Source organism: Mangrovibacterium lignilyticum (assembly GCF_010882175.1).
Classification (GTDB): Bacteria; Bacteroidota; Bacteroidia; order Bacteroidales; family Prolixibacteraceae; genus Mangrovibacterium; species Mangrovibacterium lignilyticum.
In genome coordinates this window covers 590,577-611,332 of the sequence record NZ_WKLH01000001.1, presented here as the reverse complement: position 1 = coordinate 611,332, position 20,756 = coordinate 590,577, and the positions used below count along the sequence as shown (strand labels likewise).

Genomic DNA, 20,756 nt, shown 5'->3' with positions numbered 1-20,756 from the left:
AAACACCGTCTTTTCTGAAAAAATTAACCCCCGCAAGCCAGGCCTGCGGGGGTTTCCCTTTTCTCTATTTGTCAACAGATTATTCTAAAACCAGCGATACGGTCAGGTAGAAATCGTCGTAGATGGCTTTATCTCCCAGGTTATCGAAAAATGAGTTCGAGCCATAACGGATGTCATATTCTGAACGGTCGATCGTGATTTCTGCTTTGTAAGTTTTTCCGTCCTGAGTTACGTCAAAAGTCACAGGTTTTGTGGTACTTTTAATCGTCAAGTCTCCAGTTACAGTTGCTTTGTTTCCTGAGAAAGCTGCTTTTTTGGTGATGACCAACTTCGCTTCCGGGTAAGTTTCAACACCGAAGAAATCGTCTGATTTCAGGTGACCAATTAATTTGCCGTTCCATTCCGGATCAGTCAAGTCGGTGTTTTTAAGACTTGTCATATCAACAACGAATTCACCACCGGCAATGGCATTGCCATCTAAAGTCAATTCACCACTTTTTACTTCAATAGTACCTGAGTGTTCTCCGGTTACTTTTTTTCCTAACCAGGTAATCGTGCTTTTCGATGCATCAACCTTTAATGTTTGGGCTTGAACACCCAGACCAATTGTAAGAGCTACAGCTGCTAATAATACTTTTACTGTTTTCATTTTGTATTGATTTTAAGGATTATAATTTATTTTCTATTTTAATTAATTCAAATTCATTGGGACTTCCATCAATAAGAGTTGGGTGTTCTTTTCAACGTTAAATTCAACCGCTGTTGTTTCCCAAATTCCCAGACCATCGCGATCACTCAGTTCGTTACCGGCTACTTCTGCTTTCCCTTTCAGTACAAAAACGTACAAGCCGCTGTTTTCGCTGTGAAGTTGATAGGTAGCCTTCGTGTCGGCTGTGAAATTGCCCAAGCTGAACCAGGCTTGCTGGTGAACCCATACCCCCGGTTCTTCCGGATTGGGAGAGAGGATTTGAAAGAAATCGTTTTCTTTTTCCAAATCGCGGATTGAAATCTGGTCGTAGCGAGGCGTCACATTCTTCTTATTCGGGAAAACCCAGATTTGAAGAAATTTGCCGGGAATATCTTTATTCTTATTGTATTCGGAATGAAAGATTCCGGTTCCGGCGCTCATTACCTGTACTTCTCCGGATTCAATTACAGCGGTGTTTCCCATGCTGTCTTTGTGTTCCAACGCTCCGGATAATGGGATGGAAATGATTTCCATGTTATCGTGCGGGTGTGTTCCGAAACCTGTTCCCCCGTCGATGGTGTCATCATTCAGCACACGCAGCGCACCAAAATGAACCCGCTCGGGATTGTAATAATTGGCAAAGCTGAAAGTGTGGTAGGAGTTTAACCAACCATGGTTGGCATGTCCTCTTGTGTTGGCTTTGTGCAAAATTGTTTTCATGACTTTGTCCTTTCTTTTCGTTCAAATGCCTGATGGCGTTGTTTTAATTTGATAGTACAAAGATAGAGGATGCAAATGTCTTTTAATTTGCGAAAATCAGGTGGGGTATTGCAAAAATCCGTTCTTCGATGGAATTTATGGCAAAAAAGGGCTGTTGGAAGGGAAAAAACAGCTAGTCCATAGTTTGAAAACTGCGATCGTGCATTGCGGCAATGATGTCAAATCGGAAATGGAATTAGAACTGTCGCGCCGTATTCCGGAAATCAATCGGCGATACGTTGGTATACTTTTTAAAGAAGTTGCTGAAATGAGCAGGTTCTTCAAATCCCAAGTCAAAAGCCAGCTCTTTGTTAGTCGATTCAGTAAATAGCAAAACGCGCTTGGCTTCAACCAGAATTCGTTCGAGGATAAATTCTTTGGCCGATTTGCCGGTAATTGACTTCACTGATTTGTTGAGGTAGTCGCTGGTTACCGACAACTTTTCGGCATAGTCGCTCACCTTATGCAGTTCTTTGTAGTGTTGGTCAATCAATTCTTTAAAATGACGCAGCAGTTGATTGCCCGCTTCTACTGTTTGTGGATTTTTTTGTTTTTGCAGGGAGCAATGTGAATTGCTTTGGATTAACATCAGTTTCAGCAATGCCCCAAGCGCGTCGTTTTTGTAGCCTGGATCCAGGCTGCTGTACTGCTCAATTTGCCGAATAATGTCTTTATAATGCTGGAAGTTTTCTTCGGTAACCGGTAACGGTGGCGTTTCGCCATGCTTATTAAACAGGTATACATCATCGATCATTCGGTCGGGAATACTATTCTGCACCAGGAACAACTGGCTGAAATTAATTACCCAACCTTTAGGTTTGCTTGTTGCAATGAGTTGATGAACTTGCCCCGGGTAAATGAAGAAGAGACAATGATCGAACAGATCATACGATTTAAAATCGACCAAATGGGCACCTTTGGCTTTCTCAATGAGTAATATGGTGTAATAGTCATGCCGGTGTGGAGCATCCGGGCGGCCACCAAAAGAATCGTACAGTTCACCCATATTTTTTAGAATGAAATCTGTCGATTGGCCTTGTTTGTCAATTAATCCGTATGTTCTGATTTCTGTGTGCATTGTCCGCTAAAAATAATCATTCGTCTGAGATTTACAACAAGGAAAACAGCGCGAAAGTTTTTGTTTCCCGAGTTAACAGCAGCGGCGAATGTGGAGAGACAGCCCCCCAATACGGTGTATGTTAGGCCTAAAAAGATGGCCGACAGCAAAAAGCTATCGGCCATCTTCTCCAATCAGGTGACAGGGATTACTTGATATATGAAGTCAGAATATCCTGTTTCTTCAGCTCGTTAATAACCATTTGAGCCACTTCGTGCGCTCCTTTGACGTTCAGGTGTGTATCATCTTGTACTCCTTTGGGATAATTGGGATTATCGCCCGGAGCAAGCCAGTTGTATAATTGTTTCGAATCATCGGATCCCAGCTCCGTTACCCGGAAATCGGTTAGCCTTTGCAAGTCGATAAATGGAACATCCATATCGTTGGCAACCAGGCGGGTAACTAAAGGATAATCGGTGTGGGTGTCGATCAGACATCCGTATTCATTGAAATTACGACGAACAATAGAAGACAACAAAATAGGAATGGCTCCCTTGTCGCGCGCTTCGGTTACATAACGTTCCAGGTTGGCCCGATAAGTTGTAAAGGGGTTGGTGTAACGATCCGGACTTTTAAACTTCTGATCGTTGTGTCCAAACTGAATGAACAAGTAATCTCCGGGTTTGAGCTGCTCGTACACTTTTTCCCAGCGCCCTTCGCCAATAAAGCTTTTTGAGCTTCGGCCATTCACGGCATGATTGTCTACTTCAACTTTGTCGTTGAAGAATTCATTAAATACCATTCCCCAACCGGTTTCAGGTCTGCGGTTGGCTTCTTTATTGGCCATTGTTGAATCGCCAATCATGAAGATTTTGACATTTTCAGTTTCTTCTTTTTGTTCGTTGCTTTGCTGGCTGCTTTGGCATGCACCGAAAAGTAGCGCCAAGGCCGCAAAAGCGAATAATTTCAGTTTCATATCGAAAATTTAGTTTCAAGTACCAAGGGGGGCCAAAAGGTTTCCCGTTTGTACATGCGTTTAATGTCGTTGTTCGTTCTTATTTTTTTATTCAACCCGGAACCAATCCAGATCGGCATAGCCACAGTCGTTGCTGTGGGTTGTGCTGGTTGCAAATAAGCCGATTTTCGCGCCAATCCATCGTCCTGCACGCGGTGCGAATTCATTCCCTAAGTCTTTGAATCGTTTGCCATTCAGGCTATAGCTAAATGTAGCTTTGGCATCATGAGTTGGGCTGTTAGGTACGTGCGTTACCGTCACCCGCAGGTAAATCTCATTTTGATCGATATCGATTGCCGAATGTTCTACCTCAGTGCCTCCGGTACGGGCATCTTTACAGCTGTTTTGAATCAATTTCAGCTTACCGTCGACCTGTTGCAAGCCAATATAAGCATAATCTTCACCCATAACGAGCAACCCGGTGCGATCACCTTCTTCGTGGTTGGCGAACGTCAGTTTGGTTGTTGCTGTGAAATCGGGAGCCGGGAACTTTTGCAGGAGCAGGTTGGGCAGTTGCCACAGGCTCACATAGTCTTCCGGCTGTTGAATACAGTTCAGGCGTAAGTAACCCAAGCTGGCCGACATGTAGCCGAAGTAAACCGTTGGATTTGCCTGCCATTGCCATTGCAAACCCCATTCGTGGCTGTTGAATTCATCGGTTGTCTTTAACGGAGTAGCCGGATAAGTTTTGCCAACGTTTGGTTTGGTCCATTCGGCAACGGGCTCGCCAATTCCGTCTTTGTTACTGTCAACCCCGGGAATAGGCCAGCCATCGACCCAGGTTACGGGTTGCAGGTGAACAATTCGGCCATAAGCCCAGCGATCCTGGAAATGGTAGAACCAGCTGTCTCCGTTTTCCTGAACGACCAATGCTCCCTGATGGGGGCCATTAACGTTGCTGTCGCCTTGGTGAAGAACAACCTTCATCTCGTATGGTCCCCAAATGTTTTTTGAGCGCATAGCCAACTGCCATCCAGGTTTTACACCACCAGCCGGAGCCATTATATAATAGTAGTCGCCATGTTGATAGAATTTAGTTCCCTCGCAGGTGGTATGGCCATTGTGACCATCAAATACCAGCGCGCTGTTACCGATGGTTTTTGTTCCGTCGGGGGTCATTTCGGTCATCAGGATCACCGTTTTTACACCAGCGCGGCTTCCGGCAAATGCATACGATAGATAGGCTTTGCCATCTTCAGTCCAAATCGGACAAGAGTCGATTAAGCCTTTACCTTCTTTTACCAATACCGGTTCACTCCACGGGCCTTCCGGATCTTTGGTTTTTACCATGTAAATGCCGAAGTCGGGATCACCCCAGTAGATGTATAATTCACCCTCGTGGTAACGAATGGACGGAGCCCAAACGCCATTTCCGTGTTGTGGAGTGCTAAAGTGATCTACCGGAACTTGCTGTTCCAGTGCATAACCAATCAGTTCCCAGTTTACCATATCTTTTGAGTGAAGAATAGGTAAGCCCGGAGCACAATTAAAGCTTGAGGCAGTCATATAATAGTCATCACCAACGCGACAAACGTCGGGGTCGGAATAGTCGGCAAATAGAATCGGGTTTTTATACTTTCCGTTGCCTGGATCAGCATTCCAGGTCTGCGCTTGGAGCTGCAATGCGAAAAATGATAGAAACAGGAAAAAATAGAAATGCTTAAATTTCATAGTTTATTGTTTGATTGAAAGATGTGATCTAAAAAGTTCAGGATATACACGTGTGTTTCATCGAACCACGGGTGAAAAAGCCAAAAAGCGTGAGGACTACCCTCAATGGTATGTTGCTCGTGGTAGGTGTTGTATTGGTCGAGTACCTTAAAAAAATCGTCTCTACCGGCATGGAAGCGCGGCAATGAACTATTGACGTAGAGTGTTGGAGGCGTGTCTTTCCCGGCATATTGAATAGGGGAGGCTTCAACCCATTTCTCCGGAACTTCGTTGTAGGTACCACCGAAGAACATTGCTCCTGCAGAAGGTTTTTCCGGATTGGTATCTTTAGCACTTTCATTGGGATCGGTAAAGTCGACGACTCCGTCAACATTGATTAGCGCTTGTACCTTTGCTGTATTATTGGAATAGACTGATTGTGGGTCGTCGAACTTGTTGATCGTTCCGGTTGTGGTCATCAGGCTTGCCATTGTGGCTCCTGAGGATGCTCCCAATACGGCAATCCGGGTAGTGTCGATTCCGTAGATATCGGCATTGTGTTTTAAAAAGCGGATTGCTTCTTTCAAGTCGTACGGGGCTGCGGGATAAAGTGCTTCCGCAGAAAGTCGCTGCTCAACACTGGCAGTTACATAGCCATCGATGGCTAGTTTTTGTGCCAAGGGTACCAAATGCGATTTATCTCCGGACCGCCATCCGCCGCCATGAATCATCATGATCAACGGCCGTTTTTTATCAGGTTTCTTGTTCGGAATGAAGATGTCCATTCGTAAGATGCGGTTTTCGCGAACCCGGTAAACCTGGTCACGCAGGCTCAAAAACTGATTGCTTTGAATTTCAGATATCGGGGTGATATTGGGGTAGTGCTTTTTAAATTTTTGCCAGGTTGATTGAATACTGAACGACGTGTCGCGGGCAAATTCGTTTTGACTGTACCCAGCTAACGGGATCAGCAGGGTGATCAAAAGTGCGATTGTCAAATTTTTCATACTTTGCTTTTCTGTTCTGGTTTGTTCTGTTGATTCAAATTGATTCTTTTCATATCAAGCCTTAAATTATTAATAGTCGTAGTCGCTGCTTGCGTTTTCACTCAGTTTCACAGGATCCCATACAATTTCCTGGCCATTTACGGTGACGTTTTCCAGTTTGATGTTTTCAGCATGTTCAACATGCACACCGCGACCGGCACTGTCAACTTTGAAATCCTTGATCACAAAGCCATGCACCGCTTTTAATTCGTGCCCTTTGATATAGATTCCGTAGTTTGTGGCTTTTTCACAACTAACATTATTGAGATAAACTGAATGAATATTCGTTGGGAATTCGCTGCCTTCGTTGTGGTAGTTTGAGGTAACCATGAAGCAATCGAGTACTTCTCCAAGATGAAGATTGTTAACAAAGACATTTGAAATTTCACCACCGCGGTCGGGATTTGACTTCAGGTAAATACCCCGTTTCAGGTAACCGGCAGCATCACAGTCGTCAACAAAAACATTGCGGACTCCCGATGACATTTCACTTCCCATCACAACAGCGTGCAATCCTTTGAAGTGGCAATTGCGAATGATGATATTTTCGCTTGGGCGTTGCATTGCTCTCCCTTCATTGTCGCGGCCGGCTTTCACAGCCACGTTGTCGTCGTTGTTATTGAAGGTGATGTTTTCAATGAGAATGTCGCGTGAATATTCGGGGTCAATTCCGTCGTTGTTTTTGTTTTGTGCGTCGTAGCTCAATCCTCTGACAGTGACGTTCTCGCACATGAGCAAATGAATACACCAAAAAGGAGAATCTTCAATTTTCACTCCTTCAATTAAAATATTTTTACACTCATAAAGTTGAATGAGTTGTGGTCGCAGGAAATGGCCTTCACCGAAAACCCGATCTTCAACCGGTGTGTTATCGTGGTTCATGTCGCGGCTAAGCAGCTGGTCGGCCTTTTGCTGTCCGTGCCAGCCCGCAAACGTTTTTGAGCCTTCGCCGTCAATTGTTCCTTTTCCTGTGATCGCAATATTTTCTTTCCCGAAAGCATAAATTAAGGGGCTGTAGTTATAAAGTAACGTTCCTTCCCAACTGGTTTTAACGACCGGTAAATAGGAGGAAGGGGTAGCACCAAAACGAAGAGTGGCGCCTGTAGCCAAATGGAGATTGATATTACTCTCGAAATGAATGGGGCCGTCGATGAACCAATATCCGGCGGGAACGAAAACGGTTCCCCCGCCAACTTCATGACAGGTTTGGATGGCCTTCTCGAATGCTTCTTTATTATTTGAGACCGAATCGCCGAGGGCTCCAAAATCAGTCACAACGAATGTGGTGTCAGGAAATTCAGGTTGAATAATGCGGGCAAGAATTGCTTCTTTGCTGTCGAGTTGCAGCGGTTTGCTTTGGCAGGAAGCCAGGAATGCAAGCAGCAAAGTGAATAGGATTAATCTCATTGAGTTGGTTTTAAATAAAGAAGAATAGACAAACCTCATTCCCCACAATCAACTTCACTGGTTTGTCAATATCTTCTTAATTAAGCTTATTCAAAAATTATTATACATGTTCCCCCTCCAATATCAAATTCGATATCGTACGATTTATTTTGTTTAATTTTTGCGCTTGGTCTAATCGATCAGACCTGAGTTCAGCAATGCAAGCTGGTGATTTAAGAAAGTCTCAAATTTCGCTGCAGTATTCATTTGCGAAGCATCCAGTTCCCATGCACCACCAAAGTAATAAGTCACTTTCTGGTTCTCAGGTTTCATGACAATCACGTGGTTAAGTTTATCCTGAGTCAGCAATTCCAACTGGTCTTTTTTGTAAAAGATGAACATCCCCAAATGATCTTTATTGAGTGATTGTACACCGAATGTTCCAAAGTAGGCCCATTCTCCATCACCTTCGGGCGACTGGAATACTTCAGTATCGGGTAACGTGATGATTCCTGTTGCCAGACTGTCGATCGGATTGCTGCTGGTTAACTCGCATTTAGTCAGATGGCTGCCTCCGCGAATCGTTAACACGGACGTTAAATCGGTTTTGCCATCGGCAAATTCCCAACCTTTGTACAGGGTGGTTACTTGCGACTCCAGGTTGCCGTTCAGTGTTACTTCAGAATACAAACTATCCGTTTTTGCCACCCGGTTAGCCTGTCCATCAGCCCAATGTGCGATGGTTCCAATACCTAAGGCTTTTCCCACTTTCAGGATGTCAGCGCCCCAGTCGCTCATTTCGTGATACGAATCGAACCCATCGAGACCAACTTGTTGTAACACCATCGTGTCCACTTTCTTACCGAAAATGTCCGTAGCATTTCTCCAATCGAGGTAGAAACGGTAGCCGATTTTGTCGGATTCCCATCCCGGACCTTCGTAGCGAATATCAAACGAGTGGTCGGTGTGTTTTTCATCAACCCAAAGCGAGTTTACATGTTTCCATGTTCCACCGATGTATTCGTATTGCTCATTTCCGTTTTTCTTTTTCACCCATTCCCAAACGCCACCTTCTTTAATCGAGATTTCGGCCTGCGTTTTCTTTGGAAATACAGCAGGTTCTGCTTTTTTCAGCGTCAGTGTTTTTGTGGCACCGGCTTCTAAATCAAGTTGAACAAGAATTGAACCGATCTGGTCGCCGTCTTTAATCACCTGGTAAGGAACTTCAGTCGTTCCGGCCATCAATTTGAATGATTTCAAGGTTTCGGCTGCTTGAATGATTTCAGGTGCGGTTATCCCGGTAACTAATTCGTTAACTGGTTCGTCCAACGGATTTGTTACCGTTACGCTAACTGGTTTGGAACAGGAGGCCAGAAAGCCCATCAGCATAATGAAGATTACAATACGAGCATTCATTTGATTAATTTTTGGTTTAGAATTTATGTTGAGGCTACTAATTTAGTTCAACTTTTTCACCATTGATATAAGTTTCTTCGATATGTAAGTTTTTAACGTCGCTAATCTGGCTCACTTTTTCAACACCGTCGAATTTACAGTCGCTGATGAAAATGTTTTCCACGGCATTTGCACCTTCAATGCCTTCCAAACGCAAGCCATATTTTGCTTTCCTTTCCGATTTAGACATGTCGGCTGTTATGTTCGAAATGTACACGTTGCGAACCATTGGATAGTACTCTCCCTGTCCTTCGCTGGTGATATCGTACGAGCAGTTGATCCGAACAACGGCATCCTTCACCTGGCCTACACTAATATTTCGAGCGTAAAACCCATCGGTAACACCACCGCGGTGACTGTTCGTTTTTATACGGATTGCACGGTCCAGATCGGGGCTGCTCATTTCGCAGTTTTCGATAAAAATATTTCTACATCCGGCCGAAATTTCACTTCCCAATACAATACCACCGTGACCTTCAATCATTTTACAGTTGCGCACCAATACGTTTTGGCAAGGTACATTTGGCTTGCGACCGTCCTTATTTCGTCCTGATTTCAGGGCGATACAGTCGTCGCCGGTATCGAAAATACAGTTTTCAACCAACACGTTCTTGCATGATTCAGGGTCGAAACCATCAGAGTTTGGTCCAAGGCTTTCGATATGAACACCGCGAATAATCACATCTTTCGACAAAATAGGGTGGATCACCCAGAACGGGGAACGAGTGATTTTGAAGTCTTCCATTTTAACCGAAGTACAATGAATGAAGCTGATGAATTGAGGACGCAGGTAGTGACCTTCACCGGCCTGACGCTCAAATAAAGGAGCTTCTTCGCTTTCCCATTTGTCCAGCAACGGACGACCTGTTTTGTCTAACTGGCTTGGTGTACCTTTAACCCATCCGTATGCATCTATTCCTTTCCATGGCCACCAAGCGTCTTTTGAACCTTGACCGTCTAACGTTCCTTTTCCGGTAATGGCAATGTTATTTTGTCCGTTTGCATAAATGAGCGGTGAGTAATTGAACACGTCGTTTCCTTCCCAGCGGGTATGAACAAGTGGTAGATAGTCTTTCGGATTGGTCGAGAATTTCAGTGTTGCATCTTCCGAAATATGCAGATTGACATCGTTTTTTAAATGAACTGCTCCTGTAAGGAACGTACCTTTAGGAACGAGAACAGTGCCACCACCGGCTTTGCTACAAGCAATAATGGCGTTGTTGATGGCGTCCGTGTTGAGGGTTGTGCCGTCAGCTTTGGCACCAAATTCCTCGATATTGAATGTTTTGTCCGGGAAAACCGGTTCTTTAATATTGTCAATTATTTCGTAAATCTCTGCCCACTTTTTCTCATCCTGAATGGCATTTGCCGACCAACTGAGGCTGGAGAATAATACAATTGCTAAAATAAACTTTACTGATTTCATAGTCTGATAATAAATTGTTCTACTGAATCTTTTGTTTCTGTTTCGACCTCGTTTTCACCTTTGTTTTCGAATCGTATGCAAACATAGCTGTTACCCCTTGTTTTTATTGGCGATAAATTGACCGTTATTGGGGGGTGAATTGTTATTCCGGCTGTTCTAAGGCATTGGTAACGCGTTTGCTGAATGCGAATGCAGCTTGAAGGAACGATTGTATTTTAGGTCGTTTATTTTTGCAGGCGAGTTGATTTTTACCAACTTTGGAGCTCCCAAAATTTGTTAGGCGTGAAGAAAATTCTCAGTCTTTTATTCCTTGTTTTTATTTCTGCTTTCAGTAGCTCAGTCAGGGCTGTTGAGGTTGAGCATTTTGAAGTGCTAAATACCAACGATGGTTTATCGCAGAATTCGGTGCAAAGTATATTTTGCGATAGCCGCGGTTACATGTGGTTTGGAACCATGGACGGTCTGAATCGTTACGATGGTTATGAATTCAAGATATACAAAACTCAATACAATAATCCGTTTTCGCTCACCAATAACAGGATTGTAAATATCTGGGAAGACAAGCGCGGTTTAATTTGGCTTGCTTCGCATGACGGGCATTACCATTACCTGGATTTGCGAACCGAGAAATTCTATTCTTTTCCGCCAACAACAGAGCCGGGAAATCCCAGAAATACAAAAATTACCTCTTTCCTGGAGTTGGATAACGAGATTTGGCTGGGAAGTAATAATGCCGGAATTTATCGCTTAACGGCGCCCGGTAATGAGCAGGGGACATACGAGTTCAGTGTGATTGAAAAAGGCACTGACAGGGGTATCTCCGATTCAATGGTCAATTTTATTTTGGCCGACCGGGACTCAGGGATCTGGATTGGAACAAAGGCGGGATTGAATTTTTATAACAGAGACAGCTATTCCGGGGATCAGTTGAAAAGTCCACAGGTTTTTTCCAAAGGGGTGAACATTACCTGTGGTGTGGCGAATGAACGGCACCTTTATTTTGGTTCTCAAATGAGTGGCTTGGTTCGAATGGATTTGCAGCAGGAAAAGATGGAGCCATTGCCCGTGGAGGGATTGAATGATGTGGTGACGCTCGTGAAGCTAAGCGACACTGGTAAGTTGATTGTTGGCACAAAGAGCAGCGGACTTTTTGTATGCGAAGAAAATGGTAAGCTGATTCGTCATTACATGGATGGTCAAACAATTGTTGACGTCTTTGAAGCCTCGAATGGAAGCTTTTGGGTAACGACCGATGATTTCGGAATTACCCGGATAACGTCAGATTTTGAAAAGGCTGTTTTTTATGAATTGGTGCCGAGAGACATCCAGACATTGGTGGATTTGCAGCGCCAATACCTGTTCGAAGATCGGGACTCGAACTTGTGGGTAGCGACTCACGGTGGTGGCTTGGGGGTTTATGATGAGGAGAGCGATTCCTTTCGTTTTTACCGCAACGATCCCAACGATCCCAATTCCCTCAGCTCGGACATTGCCTATTGCGTTGCTCAGGATCATTCGGGGTTAATTTGGGTGGGAACCGGACAGTTCAATGCGGGGGTTAATAAAGCCATTCCTGCCAACCCGATGTTTCGGCAATTAAAAGTTGAAAAACAAGTGACGAGCTTGACGGATAATGTCATTCGCGCCATTAGGCAAGATAACCGGGAAAATGTGTGGTTGGCAACAAAATCGGGCCGATTATATATCTATAACACCGAATTTGAACTGGTCCATAAATACGATGGTATTCCAACGGAACATGGACGTTTGCGTCGATTTAATGTGTATACTATTTTGCAGGATGAGCAGGGATACATTTGGTTGGGATCGAAAGGCGGGGGATTGGCGCGCAGCCGGCGCCCACTTCAAAATTACCGGAATTACAATGAACTGTCCTTTCATATTTATCGCCATGAGGAAGGGAATAAGCAATCCCTTTCAAACGACTACATTTACAGCATCACTCAAGATCAGGAAGGGCGGATATTGGTTGGAGCCTACGGAAGCGGAATTGACGTGATTGATAATCCCAGCTCGGAGCATTTGCGGTTTACCAATATTTCTACAGAGAACAGCAATCTTTCCAGCAACGAAGTTCGCTACATTTTGGAAGATCTGGGCGGAACCATTTGGGTAGCAACAACTTTTGGTTTGAATGAGTTGGTTAGTTCAATTACAGATCCAAACCCGCAATTCAATACTTACTTCTACGATGTCAATTACGATCGCAGTCTGAGTTATAACGACCTTATTTATTTGTATGAAGATGAAACGCATCGCATGTGGTTGGGAACCTTTGGTGGAGGTCTGAACCGCATCATGCAGAATTCGGATGATGAAGTGATTTTTAGTCACGAAAGCAAACAGGAAGGATTAATCAACGATGCTGTTTTTGGTATTTTGGAAGGCGACAAAGGAGATTTGTGGTTAAGCACCGAGAACGGTATTTCCCGGTACAATATTCAATCGCGCGAATTTGAAAACTACGACACGAACAATGGGCTGATGTGCAGCAATTTTTCAGAGGGCACCTGCTATAAGTTGAAGGATGGTCGGTTATTATTCGGAACTCTGGATGGTTTGTTGATTGTGACCGAGAATGAAGTGACGAAGCAAAATTTTCAGCCTCCGGTTGTTTTTACGTCTTTCTCGCTCTTTAATCAGGAAGTAGATTACAAGGACGACAATTCGCCTCTAAAAGCACATATCAACTTCACAAACGATATTGTCCTGAAATACGATCAGTCGAGCTTTAGCATCGAATATGCAGCTTTGAGCTATTTCGACCCGCTCAAGAATCAGTATTCATACACTCTCGAAGGTTTCGACAATAGGTGGTATGATGTGCGCAACGAGCGCAAGGCCAGTTATACCAACTTGTCTCCCGGAGAATATACGTTCAAGGTAAAGGCAGCCAATTGGGACGGAACCTGGTCTGATACGCCCAAGTCATTGCACATTACAATTTTGCCTCCCTGGTGGCGAACGAATCTGGCCTACATCATTTACTTCATTCTGGCGATACTGGTTTTTGAAGTTTCGCGACGCATCTTCGTTAAATATAACCGCCTCAGTACCGACCTGAAGGTTGAACGCAAGGTAAATGAGATCAAACTGAAATTCTTTACCAATATTTCGCATGAGATTCGAACACCGCTAACCTTGGTTTTGGGACCCTTGGAAGATTTGAAGCGAATGAGCAATCTGCCCGATTCGGTTAAACACCCCATCGAGATGATGAGCAGTAACGGGAAGCGGATGTTGCGGTTGATTAACCAGCTCCTTGATTTCCGGAAGGTACAGAATCAAAAAATGAAGCTGAAATTGAGTGAAGTGGACTTGGTTGCCTTTGTCCGTGAAATTGGGCAAAATTTTGATCAGCTTGCCGAACAGCGGCACATTCAATTTGAATTACCTGATAATTTGGAGTCGGTGAATGTTTGGATTGATCAGGAAAAAATGGACTCGGTTCTGTTTAATCTGTTGTCGAATGCCTTTAAATTCACACCTGAAGGGAAGCGGATTTCTGTGCGTATTGAAACAGATGGAAAGGCAAAAGAGGTCCGTATTTTGGTTGAAGATGAAGGAAAGGGAATTGCCAAAAATAAAATGCCAATGCTTTTTCAGCGTTTTACTGCGCTATCTGATGAGAACTCAGAATATAGCGGGAGTGGTATTGGACTGGCTTATTCTTTCGAGCTGATGAAGTTGCACCGGGGGAATATTGAAGTGCAAAGCACCGAAGGGCAGGGGAGTATTTTTACGGTAAGCTTGAAGCAGGGGAATCGCCATTTTACAGCGGGTGAACTCAATTACAAACCGGCAGATCAGACCCGACCGGTTTCGCATAGCGAAGAGTTGGAGGAGAATGTTCAACTGTCTTCTGAGCAATCGGATGATTCTCAAATCGCAACACAAAAGTATACCGTATTGCTTGTGGAAGATCAGGCGGATATTCGACAGTATATTGCTTCATTTTTGAACGGTTCGTTTAAAATTATACACGCTTCAAATGGAGAAGAAGGTTTGCAACTTGTCCGTGAAAAACATCCCGATCTGGTGGTCACCGACCTGATGATGCCGGTTATGGATGGTATTCAGATGACCAGAGAGATCAAGCAGGACTTCGAGTTGAGCCATATTCCGGTAGTCATGCTGACTGCCAAATCAGCTGTTGATTCACAGATTGAAGGAATTGAATCCGGAGCTGAAGCATACGTAATCAAGCCTTTCAATTCCGAATATTTGATTAGTGTTGTTCAAAACTTGCTTCGGCAGCGGCAAAATGTGCTGGACTACGTTAGTAAGAATAATCCATTCCAGGGGAATATTAAAATTACGAATAAGGACGAAGAGTTTTTGAAATCGCTGGTGAACCTGATAACCGATAATTGCCAGGATTCCGACTTCAATGTCGATGCGTTGGTGAAAGAAACGGCGTTGGGGCGAACCGTATTTTACAACAAAGTGAAAACACTAACCGGAATGAGCCCGGTTGAATTCCTTCGAAATACCAAACTCCAAATTGCTGCTCAGTATCTCAGCTCCGGCGGGTATAATGTTTCTGAAGCAGCCTATTTATCCGGTTTTAACGATTTGAAATACTTCAGTAAAAAATTCAAGGAGCGCTATCAGGTTCCGCCAAGCCAATACGGAAAAGCATAAGAGGAATACCTATATGTGGGTTGAATAACAGAATATTGAACTTTCCCGGAATTCGGATTGTTTTCATTTCTAGCTTGATATGTTGTTGAGTGGGATAACTAGCTTATCTAATTAATCAAAATTCCTAGATATGATGAGAAAACTTAGAACCCTTGGGATTGTGTGCAGTATCTTGGTCGCTGCAGCAGTCATGCATGCGTGCGAAAAATCAGTTGAGGAAGTTGAAACGTCAGACGACGCGTTGAATTTGAAGTCGGCAAGTGCTTCGAAAGTTTCCTACATTATCACCCTAAATGACCCGCAACTAAATGCGGAGCTCTCCAAAACAGCAGGTTACAGTAAGAAAAAGGAAAAAGTATCAGCAACAGTTGCCCGGTTGTTGAAGAAACTGGATGTAACAGACGGAGAAATCGGTTATGTGTATGCAACAGCACTGCAAGGATTTTCAATTAAAATACCACCCGGGCAGTTGAAAAAAATGGAAGGTGAATCCAGCATTGCCCTTATTGAAGAAGATCAGGTGATTAGTTTGAGCCCGATCAAAGCCTATCGCGGAAAACCCAACGGTGGTGGCAGTTCAACTCCTCCGGCACAAGAAACTCCCTGGGGGATAACCCGTGTTAATGGTGGCGTTGATGGCACCGGAAAAACCGTGTGGATAATTGATACAGGTGTCGATTTTGATCATCCGGATTTAAAGGTGGATGCGGCTCGGGCGGCCAATTTTACTTCCGATAAGGAAGGCGACGATTTAAACGGCCATGGAACTCACGTTGCCGGGACGATAGCAGCTCTAAATAATGGTTTTGGAGTGATTGGTGTCGCTGCCGGAGCAACAGTTGTGCCCGTCAAGGTTTTGAATCGACGTGGAAGCGGAACGGTTTCGGGAGTTGTAGCTGGTGTTGATTATGTGGCAGACAACGCGGCGAACGGAGATGTCGCCAATATGAGTTTGGGTGGAGGCGGATCAACCACACTGGACAATGCCGTGATTGCAGCGGCGACATCGGGTGTTAAATTTGCGCTGGCTGCCGGAAATGAATCGGATGATGCCAACAAGCATTCGCCGGCTCGGGCAAACCACGCTAATATTTACACGGTTTCGGCCATGGATATCAATGATAAGTTTGCTTACTTCTCGAACTACGGCAATCCGCCGATTGACTATTGCGAACCTGGATACAGCATCTATTCGACTTACAAAGATGGAGGTTATGCAACTTTAAGCGGAACCTCGATGGCCGCTCCCCACATGGCGGGGATATTGGCATTGGGAAGCGTTAAATCGGATGGATTTGTAACTTCGGATTTGGATGACAACCCGGATTTGATTGGTGTACATTAATCAGCTGAAAATATAATTGAATGAATCCCGGCAATACCAGTCGGGATTTTTTAGTGGCTGTCGATACCGTAAATCATATATAGAGAATGCTCTATCGTTGGAAGAATTTCATTGCAGTATTCGGTAACTGCTTTCACACTTCCAGGCATAGAATAGATTAGTGTACGGCCAATTAACCCGGCAATTCCGCGACTTAGCAGTGCTGCGGGCTTTTGCATGCCATATTTCACCCGGATGAGTTCCATGATTCCGGGAATTTCCTTATCCAGCATCGGCTGTATTGTTTCCGGAGTAATATCCCGGGGCCCGATTCCTGTTCCACCTGTCGTGAAAATGACATCGAATCCGGATTTCACAGCATCTTCAATTTTGCTTTTTAGTAAGTCGGCTTCGTCGGGAACTAAATTCTGCTCGAAGCTCACCTGCCGGTTGATTTGCTCAAAATATTTATGACTGAGGTTTTTTATTTGCGGGCCGCTTTTGTCCGCGTATTCTCCGCGGCTGGCACGATCGCTCAGTGTGATAATTTTGATACGGATAATTTTAGGTTGATATTCCAATCGTTCGTCTGCTTTTAAACTTCCCAAACGGACAACCCGGGCAAAAATCCCTTCCTTGGGCATCACGCAGTTTCCAACTTCACGAAAAATGGAACAGTTGTCGCCATGGCATTTTTTGCCAATCTGGGTGACTTCCAGTTCAATTCCTTTGCCAATGAAACGATCCAATGGTTTAGTGGTATGCAATAGTAAGCCCTCGGTTGTGATGTTTTCGGCGAATTCGCCAAAGGCGATGTTTCGTCCTGCTTCTTCCGAAAACTTTTCGATGCTTTCTTTGGCGAGTAAGCTCACTTGCCGGTGCCAATTGCCGGAGTGAGCATCGCCCACAACGCCGATTTCGGTAAGCTGAATTTGAGGTACTGGCTTCTTAATGGTTCCTTTTTTTTCGGAAATATTGACGGAACGAACAGTAATATTGGTTGTCATTTTAGTTGGCTTTAAAGGTCTGTTTTCGTTTTTTCGAGTAATCGGACATTGGAAATAACCATCGCTTTGTCGACTGCTTTGCACATATCATAAATGGTGAGCAAGGCTACTTGAACCCCAGTAAGCGCTTCCATTTCGACTCCGGTTTGGCCGATACATTTGGCCGTGCATCTGGCCGTGATGCCCTTGTCCTGTAATTCACAATGTACTTCAACTTTGGTTAGCAGCAGTGTGTGGCATAACGGGATGAGGTCACTGGTTCTTTTCGCAGCTTGTATACCAGCGATTTCAGCTAAAGTAATCACATCGCCTTTTTTGAGTTGATTGTCCTGAATCAACCTGATGGTTTCGTCATTCAGTGAGATAAATCCTTCCGCAGTTGCCGATCGGCTTTGTTGGTTTTTGTTTCCAACATCAACCATATTGGCTCTTCCGGCTTCGTCGATATGTGTTAGTTTTTTCATAAAAGCTCCAAATTCTAAATTTCAAATTACGCAGACAAAAGCAATTTATATTGCTGATTAGTGAGCACTTCCTACTCAGCCTCCGATATTATAAAACTCCCCCGATTTGTTGAATGTTCCCGATTTGGGTTTATTCGCGATAGACAAGTCGAGTGCTTTTTCGTGACCCACTTGACGGATGTTATAAGCCAAATCACTGAATAAACAGGGTTTGACGTCGCCATTAGCCAGCAAACGAATCCGGTTGCAGCGGTTGCAGTTACCCCCTTCGCCACCTTCAACCTTTGAGAATTCACCATTTTGTAAGTCCATTTGGTGAATGAAACGCAGGTCTAGTTTATTGGCGGTACAATATTGTTTCAGTCGGAGGATTTCTTCATCCGGCTCAGCCAGCAGTACACAGTTAATTTTGATTGGATCGAAACCGACTTTTTGAGCGGACTCAATACCTTTAAATACTTGCTGAATATTCCCGGTTCTGGTAATTTCGCAATAGCGATCTGGATTAACTGTGTCGAGACTAATGTTGACCCGCTTCAAGCCGGCAGCTTTTAATTCCCCTGCAAATTGCTCCAGTAAAATCCCGTTTGTTGTCATCGACAAATCTTCCAATCCTTCAATTGCAGCCAACCTTTTTACGAGTGTTATGATATCTTTTCGCACCAGAGGTTCTCCTCCGGTCAAGCGCACTTTGTTGATCCCTTTCGACACAGCCAGACGAGTGAAGTCCTCGATCTCTTCAAACGAAAGGATATCGTCAAGGCTCATGAGTTTGACGCCATCAGTCGGCATGCAATAATTGCATCGCAGGTTGCAGCGATCAGTCACTGAGATCCGGAGATAGTTAATCGGTCGTTTATAATGGTCGTACATAAACTGTTTCTCCTTTTTTGATTAACCGAATACCCTCAGGAATAGTCATAAATCCGTATGCTTCGTGGTAGGCATGGATATGGGCCGAACCATGATAGCGAATGGTTTCGACTTCATTTTTGGCATTGATTTTAACTGGAATAAATTCTTCCCGATCTGACTTTCGCCGCTCGTAGTCGGAAGCCAAGGGGAGGGGAATTTTGATTTCAGAAGTTGAAAAGTTCATCAATTTCAAGAGGAATGGCTTGGCAAAAATTTCAAACTGAATGAATGACGATACCGGATTCCCGGGAAGGCCGATAATATATTTGTTTTGATTGAAAGCAAAAGTGGTGTGTTTGCCGGGCTTAACAGCTATTTTGTTGAAAAGAATCTCGAACCCCAATTGGCGGATGATTTCAGGGACATAGTCAAAATCACCCACCGACACCCCTCCGGAAATGAGCGTGACGTCGTTTTCTGCTGTTGATCGTTTGATCAGGTCAAAGGTGGCTTGTTCGTCATCTTCAACGGTGCCGTAATAGTTGACCACGCAAAGACATTCCTGTGCCTGAATATTCATTTGATGCCCGTTTGAATTCCGTATTTGCGATGCTTGTGGAAATACGTCGGGTTCCACCAATTCCGACCCGGTAGAAATTATTCCCACCTTCGGTTTTTGATAAACTTCGGGCTTGGTGCAACCGACCGCTGCCAGCATAGCAATGTGCTGAGCTTTGATCCGTGTGCCGGACGTCAGAACCCGCTCGCCGGTTGTTACATCCTCGCCTAAAAGGCAAATATTGCTGTTCGTTTTGCTGCCAGTGAATCGTACCTTTTGGCTTCCGTTTACTTCACTCTGTTCTACCATGAAAACCGTGTCGGCTCCTTTGGGGACAGCTGCGCCGGTCATGATCTTAGAGCATTGACCTGCGCCTATTGTATGAAGAGGAGGCTGGCCGGCAGGTATAACTTCGAGCATTTGCAACCATGCTCCCAAATCTTCTTTTCGGCAGGCATAACCGTCCATGGCCGATTTGTTGAAGGGGGGCATGTTGACGTCGGAATAGACATCCTGAGCCAAAATTCTTCCGGCAGATTCCAGGAAGTGAACTTGCTCGGTTGGCAAAACCTTTGCTTTTTCGAATGCCAGCTCGATCGCTTGTTGTAAGTTATTTAGGATTTTATTTTCCATTCGCTGTCAAAAATTAGGTGATCGGGTGTCGGAGAATACTGCTGTCCATCGGAATAGATCAACAGATCGGCAACTTTTTTATTGATTTCGGTTGATGGTTTTTGTTCCCCGTCTTCGCGGATAATAAGAATAAACAGGCCGGCATCGATGATGTGATGCATTGCGGCTGATTCGATCAAAATCGGCTGCTCCGCTTCAAGGTACGGAAGCAAAGCCATAAATGCCAGTTGCAACTGTTGGTCCCGGGCCTGAATGTAAAAGGATCTGGTGGCTCCGTGTTGTAAATAGCGCGAACTATCCTTCCGGGTTTCCAGGTTCGTTTCTTCAAACAGTTGGTAATTTTCTTCGTCGACTAAAGCTTTCAAGCCTGGCGTTGGTTCGTAAAAATGCCGCGAAATTTTCACTGTAATTGGTCGATAGTCGGACAAGCTCTCAAGAAGCCGGCAAATGAATGTGGTCTTTCCGGAGTTCTGTCCGGATCCTGCAATCAATAATATGTTTGACCATTTTTGTTTCATGTGTAAAAAAGAAAATCCCCAATTCATAATATAATGAAAAGGGGAATTTCAGGCAATTTATACTATTCAATTTGAGCCATTGTCTTCTCCTTTCCAAAGTCATTCGCCCACTGGCGAAATCGGGAGGCTAATCGGTTTCCCGTTTAACCCATCGGATTAATAAGCTTATGCCATGCACTTAGCCGATTAAACTCGGAGTCATTATGCAAATATAGAAATATCTATATCTATTGATTCGGTTGAAATCAA

Annotated in this window: 16 protein-coding genes and 1 riboswitch; of the genes, 2 read left to right on the top strand and 14 right to left on the bottom strand. The window is 44.3% G+C overall.

From position 1 onward, the window contains the following. Positions 1-79: 79 nt before the first annotated feature. The 9 genes from GJV22_RS02330 to GJV22_RS02290 all read right to left on the bottom strand — a co-directional run bounded on the left by GJV22_RS02330 (position 80) and on the right by GJV22_RS02290 (position 10,482). A complete protein-coding gene (locus GJV22_RS02330; protein ID WP_163708114.1) occupies positions 80-649 on the bottom strand; it encodes a YceI family protein in 570 nt (189 codons plus the stop codon). A 42-nt stretch (positions 650-691) separates the two neighbouring features. Further along, complete coding sequence (locus tag GJV22_RS02325) at positions 692-1,408, bottom strand: pirin family protein (protein ID WP_163708112.1); 717 nt, start codon at positions 1,406-1,408, stop codon at positions 692-694. Between the two features lie 235 nt (positions 1,409-1,643). Beyond that, the gene (locus GJV22_RS02320) at positions 1,644-2,525 is read right to left on the bottom strand and encodes an AraC family transcriptional regulator (RefSeq protein WP_163708110.1); all 882 of its coding nucleotides are present in this window, start codon (positions 2,523-2,525) and stop codon (positions 1,644-1,646) included. 187 nt (positions 2,526-2,712) lie between these two features. Beyond that, positions 2,713-3,480, bottom strand: coding sequence for a rhamnogalacturonan acetylesterase (locus GJV22_RS02315; RefSeq protein WP_163708107.1), 768 nt, complete (start codon positions 3,478-3,480; stop codon positions 2,713-2,715). Between the two features lie 87 nt (positions 3,481-3,567). Next, positions 3,568-5,190 carry a glycoside hydrolase family 43 protein gene (locus GJV22_RS02310; protein ID WP_163708104.1) on the bottom strand — a complete coding sequence of 541 codons (1,623 nt, stop codon included), beginning with the start codon at positions 5,188-5,190 and terminating at the stop codon, positions 3,568-3,570. Continuing rightward, entirely contained in the window at positions 5,187-6,176 is a 990-nt protein-coding gene (locus GJV22_RS02305) for an alpha/beta hydrolase (RefSeq protein WP_163708101.1), read from the bottom strand. The genes GJV22_RS02310 and GJV22_RS02305 overlap by 4 nt, the downstream gene beginning before the upstream one ends. A 69-nt stretch (positions 6,177-6,245) precedes the next feature. After that, on the bottom strand, positions 6,246-7,622 hold the full coding sequence (locus GJV22_RS02300; RefSeq protein ID WP_163708098.1) for a glycoside hydrolase family 28 protein: 1,377 nt from the start codon (positions 7,620-7,622) through the stop codon (positions 6,246-6,248). Between the two features lie 171 nt (positions 7,623-7,793). Then, entirely contained in the window at positions 7,794-9,017 is a 1,224-nt protein-coding gene (locus GJV22_RS02295) for a DUF4861 family protein (RefSeq protein WP_163708094.1), read from the bottom strand. Positions 9,018-9,054: 37 nt separating this feature from the next. Further along, on the bottom strand, positions 9,055-10,482 hold the full coding sequence (locus tag GJV22_RS02290; RefSeq protein ID WP_163708091.1) for a glycoside hydrolase family 28 protein: 1,428 nt from the start codon (positions 10,480-10,482) through the stop codon (positions 9,055-9,057). Between the two features lie 282 nt (positions 10,483-10,764). On the opposite strand from GJV22_RS02290, the gene GJV22_RS02285 reads away from it, so the two are divergent. Both GJV22_RS02285 and GJV22_RS02280 read left to right on the top strand, forming a co-directional pair. Next, positions 10,765-15,147 (top strand): hybrid sensor histidine kinase/response regulator transcription factor, encoded by a 4,383-nt coding sequence (locus tag GJV22_RS02285; protein ID WP_163708089.1) that lies wholly within the window; start codon positions 10,765-10,767, stop codon positions 15,145-15,147. Between the two features lie 130 nt (positions 15,148-15,277). Continuing rightward, a complete protein-coding gene (locus GJV22_RS02280; RefSeq protein WP_163708086.1) occupies positions 15,278-16,492 on the top strand; it encodes a S8 family peptidase in 1,215 nt (404 codons plus the stop codon). Positions 16,493-16,542: 50 nt separating this feature from the next. On the opposite strand, the gene GJV22_RS02275 is transcribed toward GJV22_RS02280, so the two are convergent. The 5 genes from GJV22_RS02275 to GJV22_RS02255 all read right to left on the bottom strand — a co-directional run bounded on the left by GJV22_RS02275 (position 16,543) and on the right by GJV22_RS02255 (position 20,507). Beyond that, positions 16,543-17,478 (bottom strand): MOSC domain-containing protein, encoded by a 936-nt coding sequence (locus tag GJV22_RS02275; protein WP_163708084.1) that lies wholly within the window; start codon positions 17,476-17,478, stop codon positions 16,543-16,545. Between the two features lie 11 nt (positions 17,479-17,489). Further along, positions 17,490-17,942 (bottom strand): cyclic pyranopterin monophosphate synthase MoaC, encoded by a 453-nt coding sequence (moaC, locus tag GJV22_RS02270; RefSeq protein ID WP_163708080.1) that lies wholly within the window; start codon positions 17,940-17,942, stop codon positions 17,490-17,492. Positions 17,943-18,017: 75 nt separating this feature from the next. Further along, positions 18,018-18,815 (bottom strand): GTP 3',8-cyclase MoaA, encoded by a 798-nt coding sequence (locus GJV22_RS02265; protein WP_163708077.1) that lies wholly within the window; start codon positions 18,813-18,815, stop codon positions 18,018-18,020. Further along, positions 18,799-19,989, bottom strand: coding sequence for a molybdopterin molybdotransferase MoeA (locus GJV22_RS02260; RefSeq protein WP_163708074.1), 1,191 nt, complete (start codon positions 19,987-19,989; stop codon positions 18,799-18,801). The genes GJV22_RS02265 and GJV22_RS02260 overlap by 17 nt, the downstream gene beginning before the upstream one ends. Beyond that, complete coding sequence (locus GJV22_RS02255; RefSeq protein WP_163708072.1) at positions 19,971-20,507, bottom strand: P-loop NTPase family protein; 537 nt, start codon at positions 20,505-20,507, stop codon at positions 19,971-19,973. Before GJV22_RS02255 ends, GJV22_RS02260 begins: the two co-directional genes overlap by 19 nt. A 70-nt stretch (positions 20,508-20,577) precedes the next feature. Next, a riboswitch (molybdenum cofactor riboswitch) is annotated at positions 20,578-20,716 on the bottom strand. Positions 20,717-20,756 lie beyond the last annotated feature (40 nt).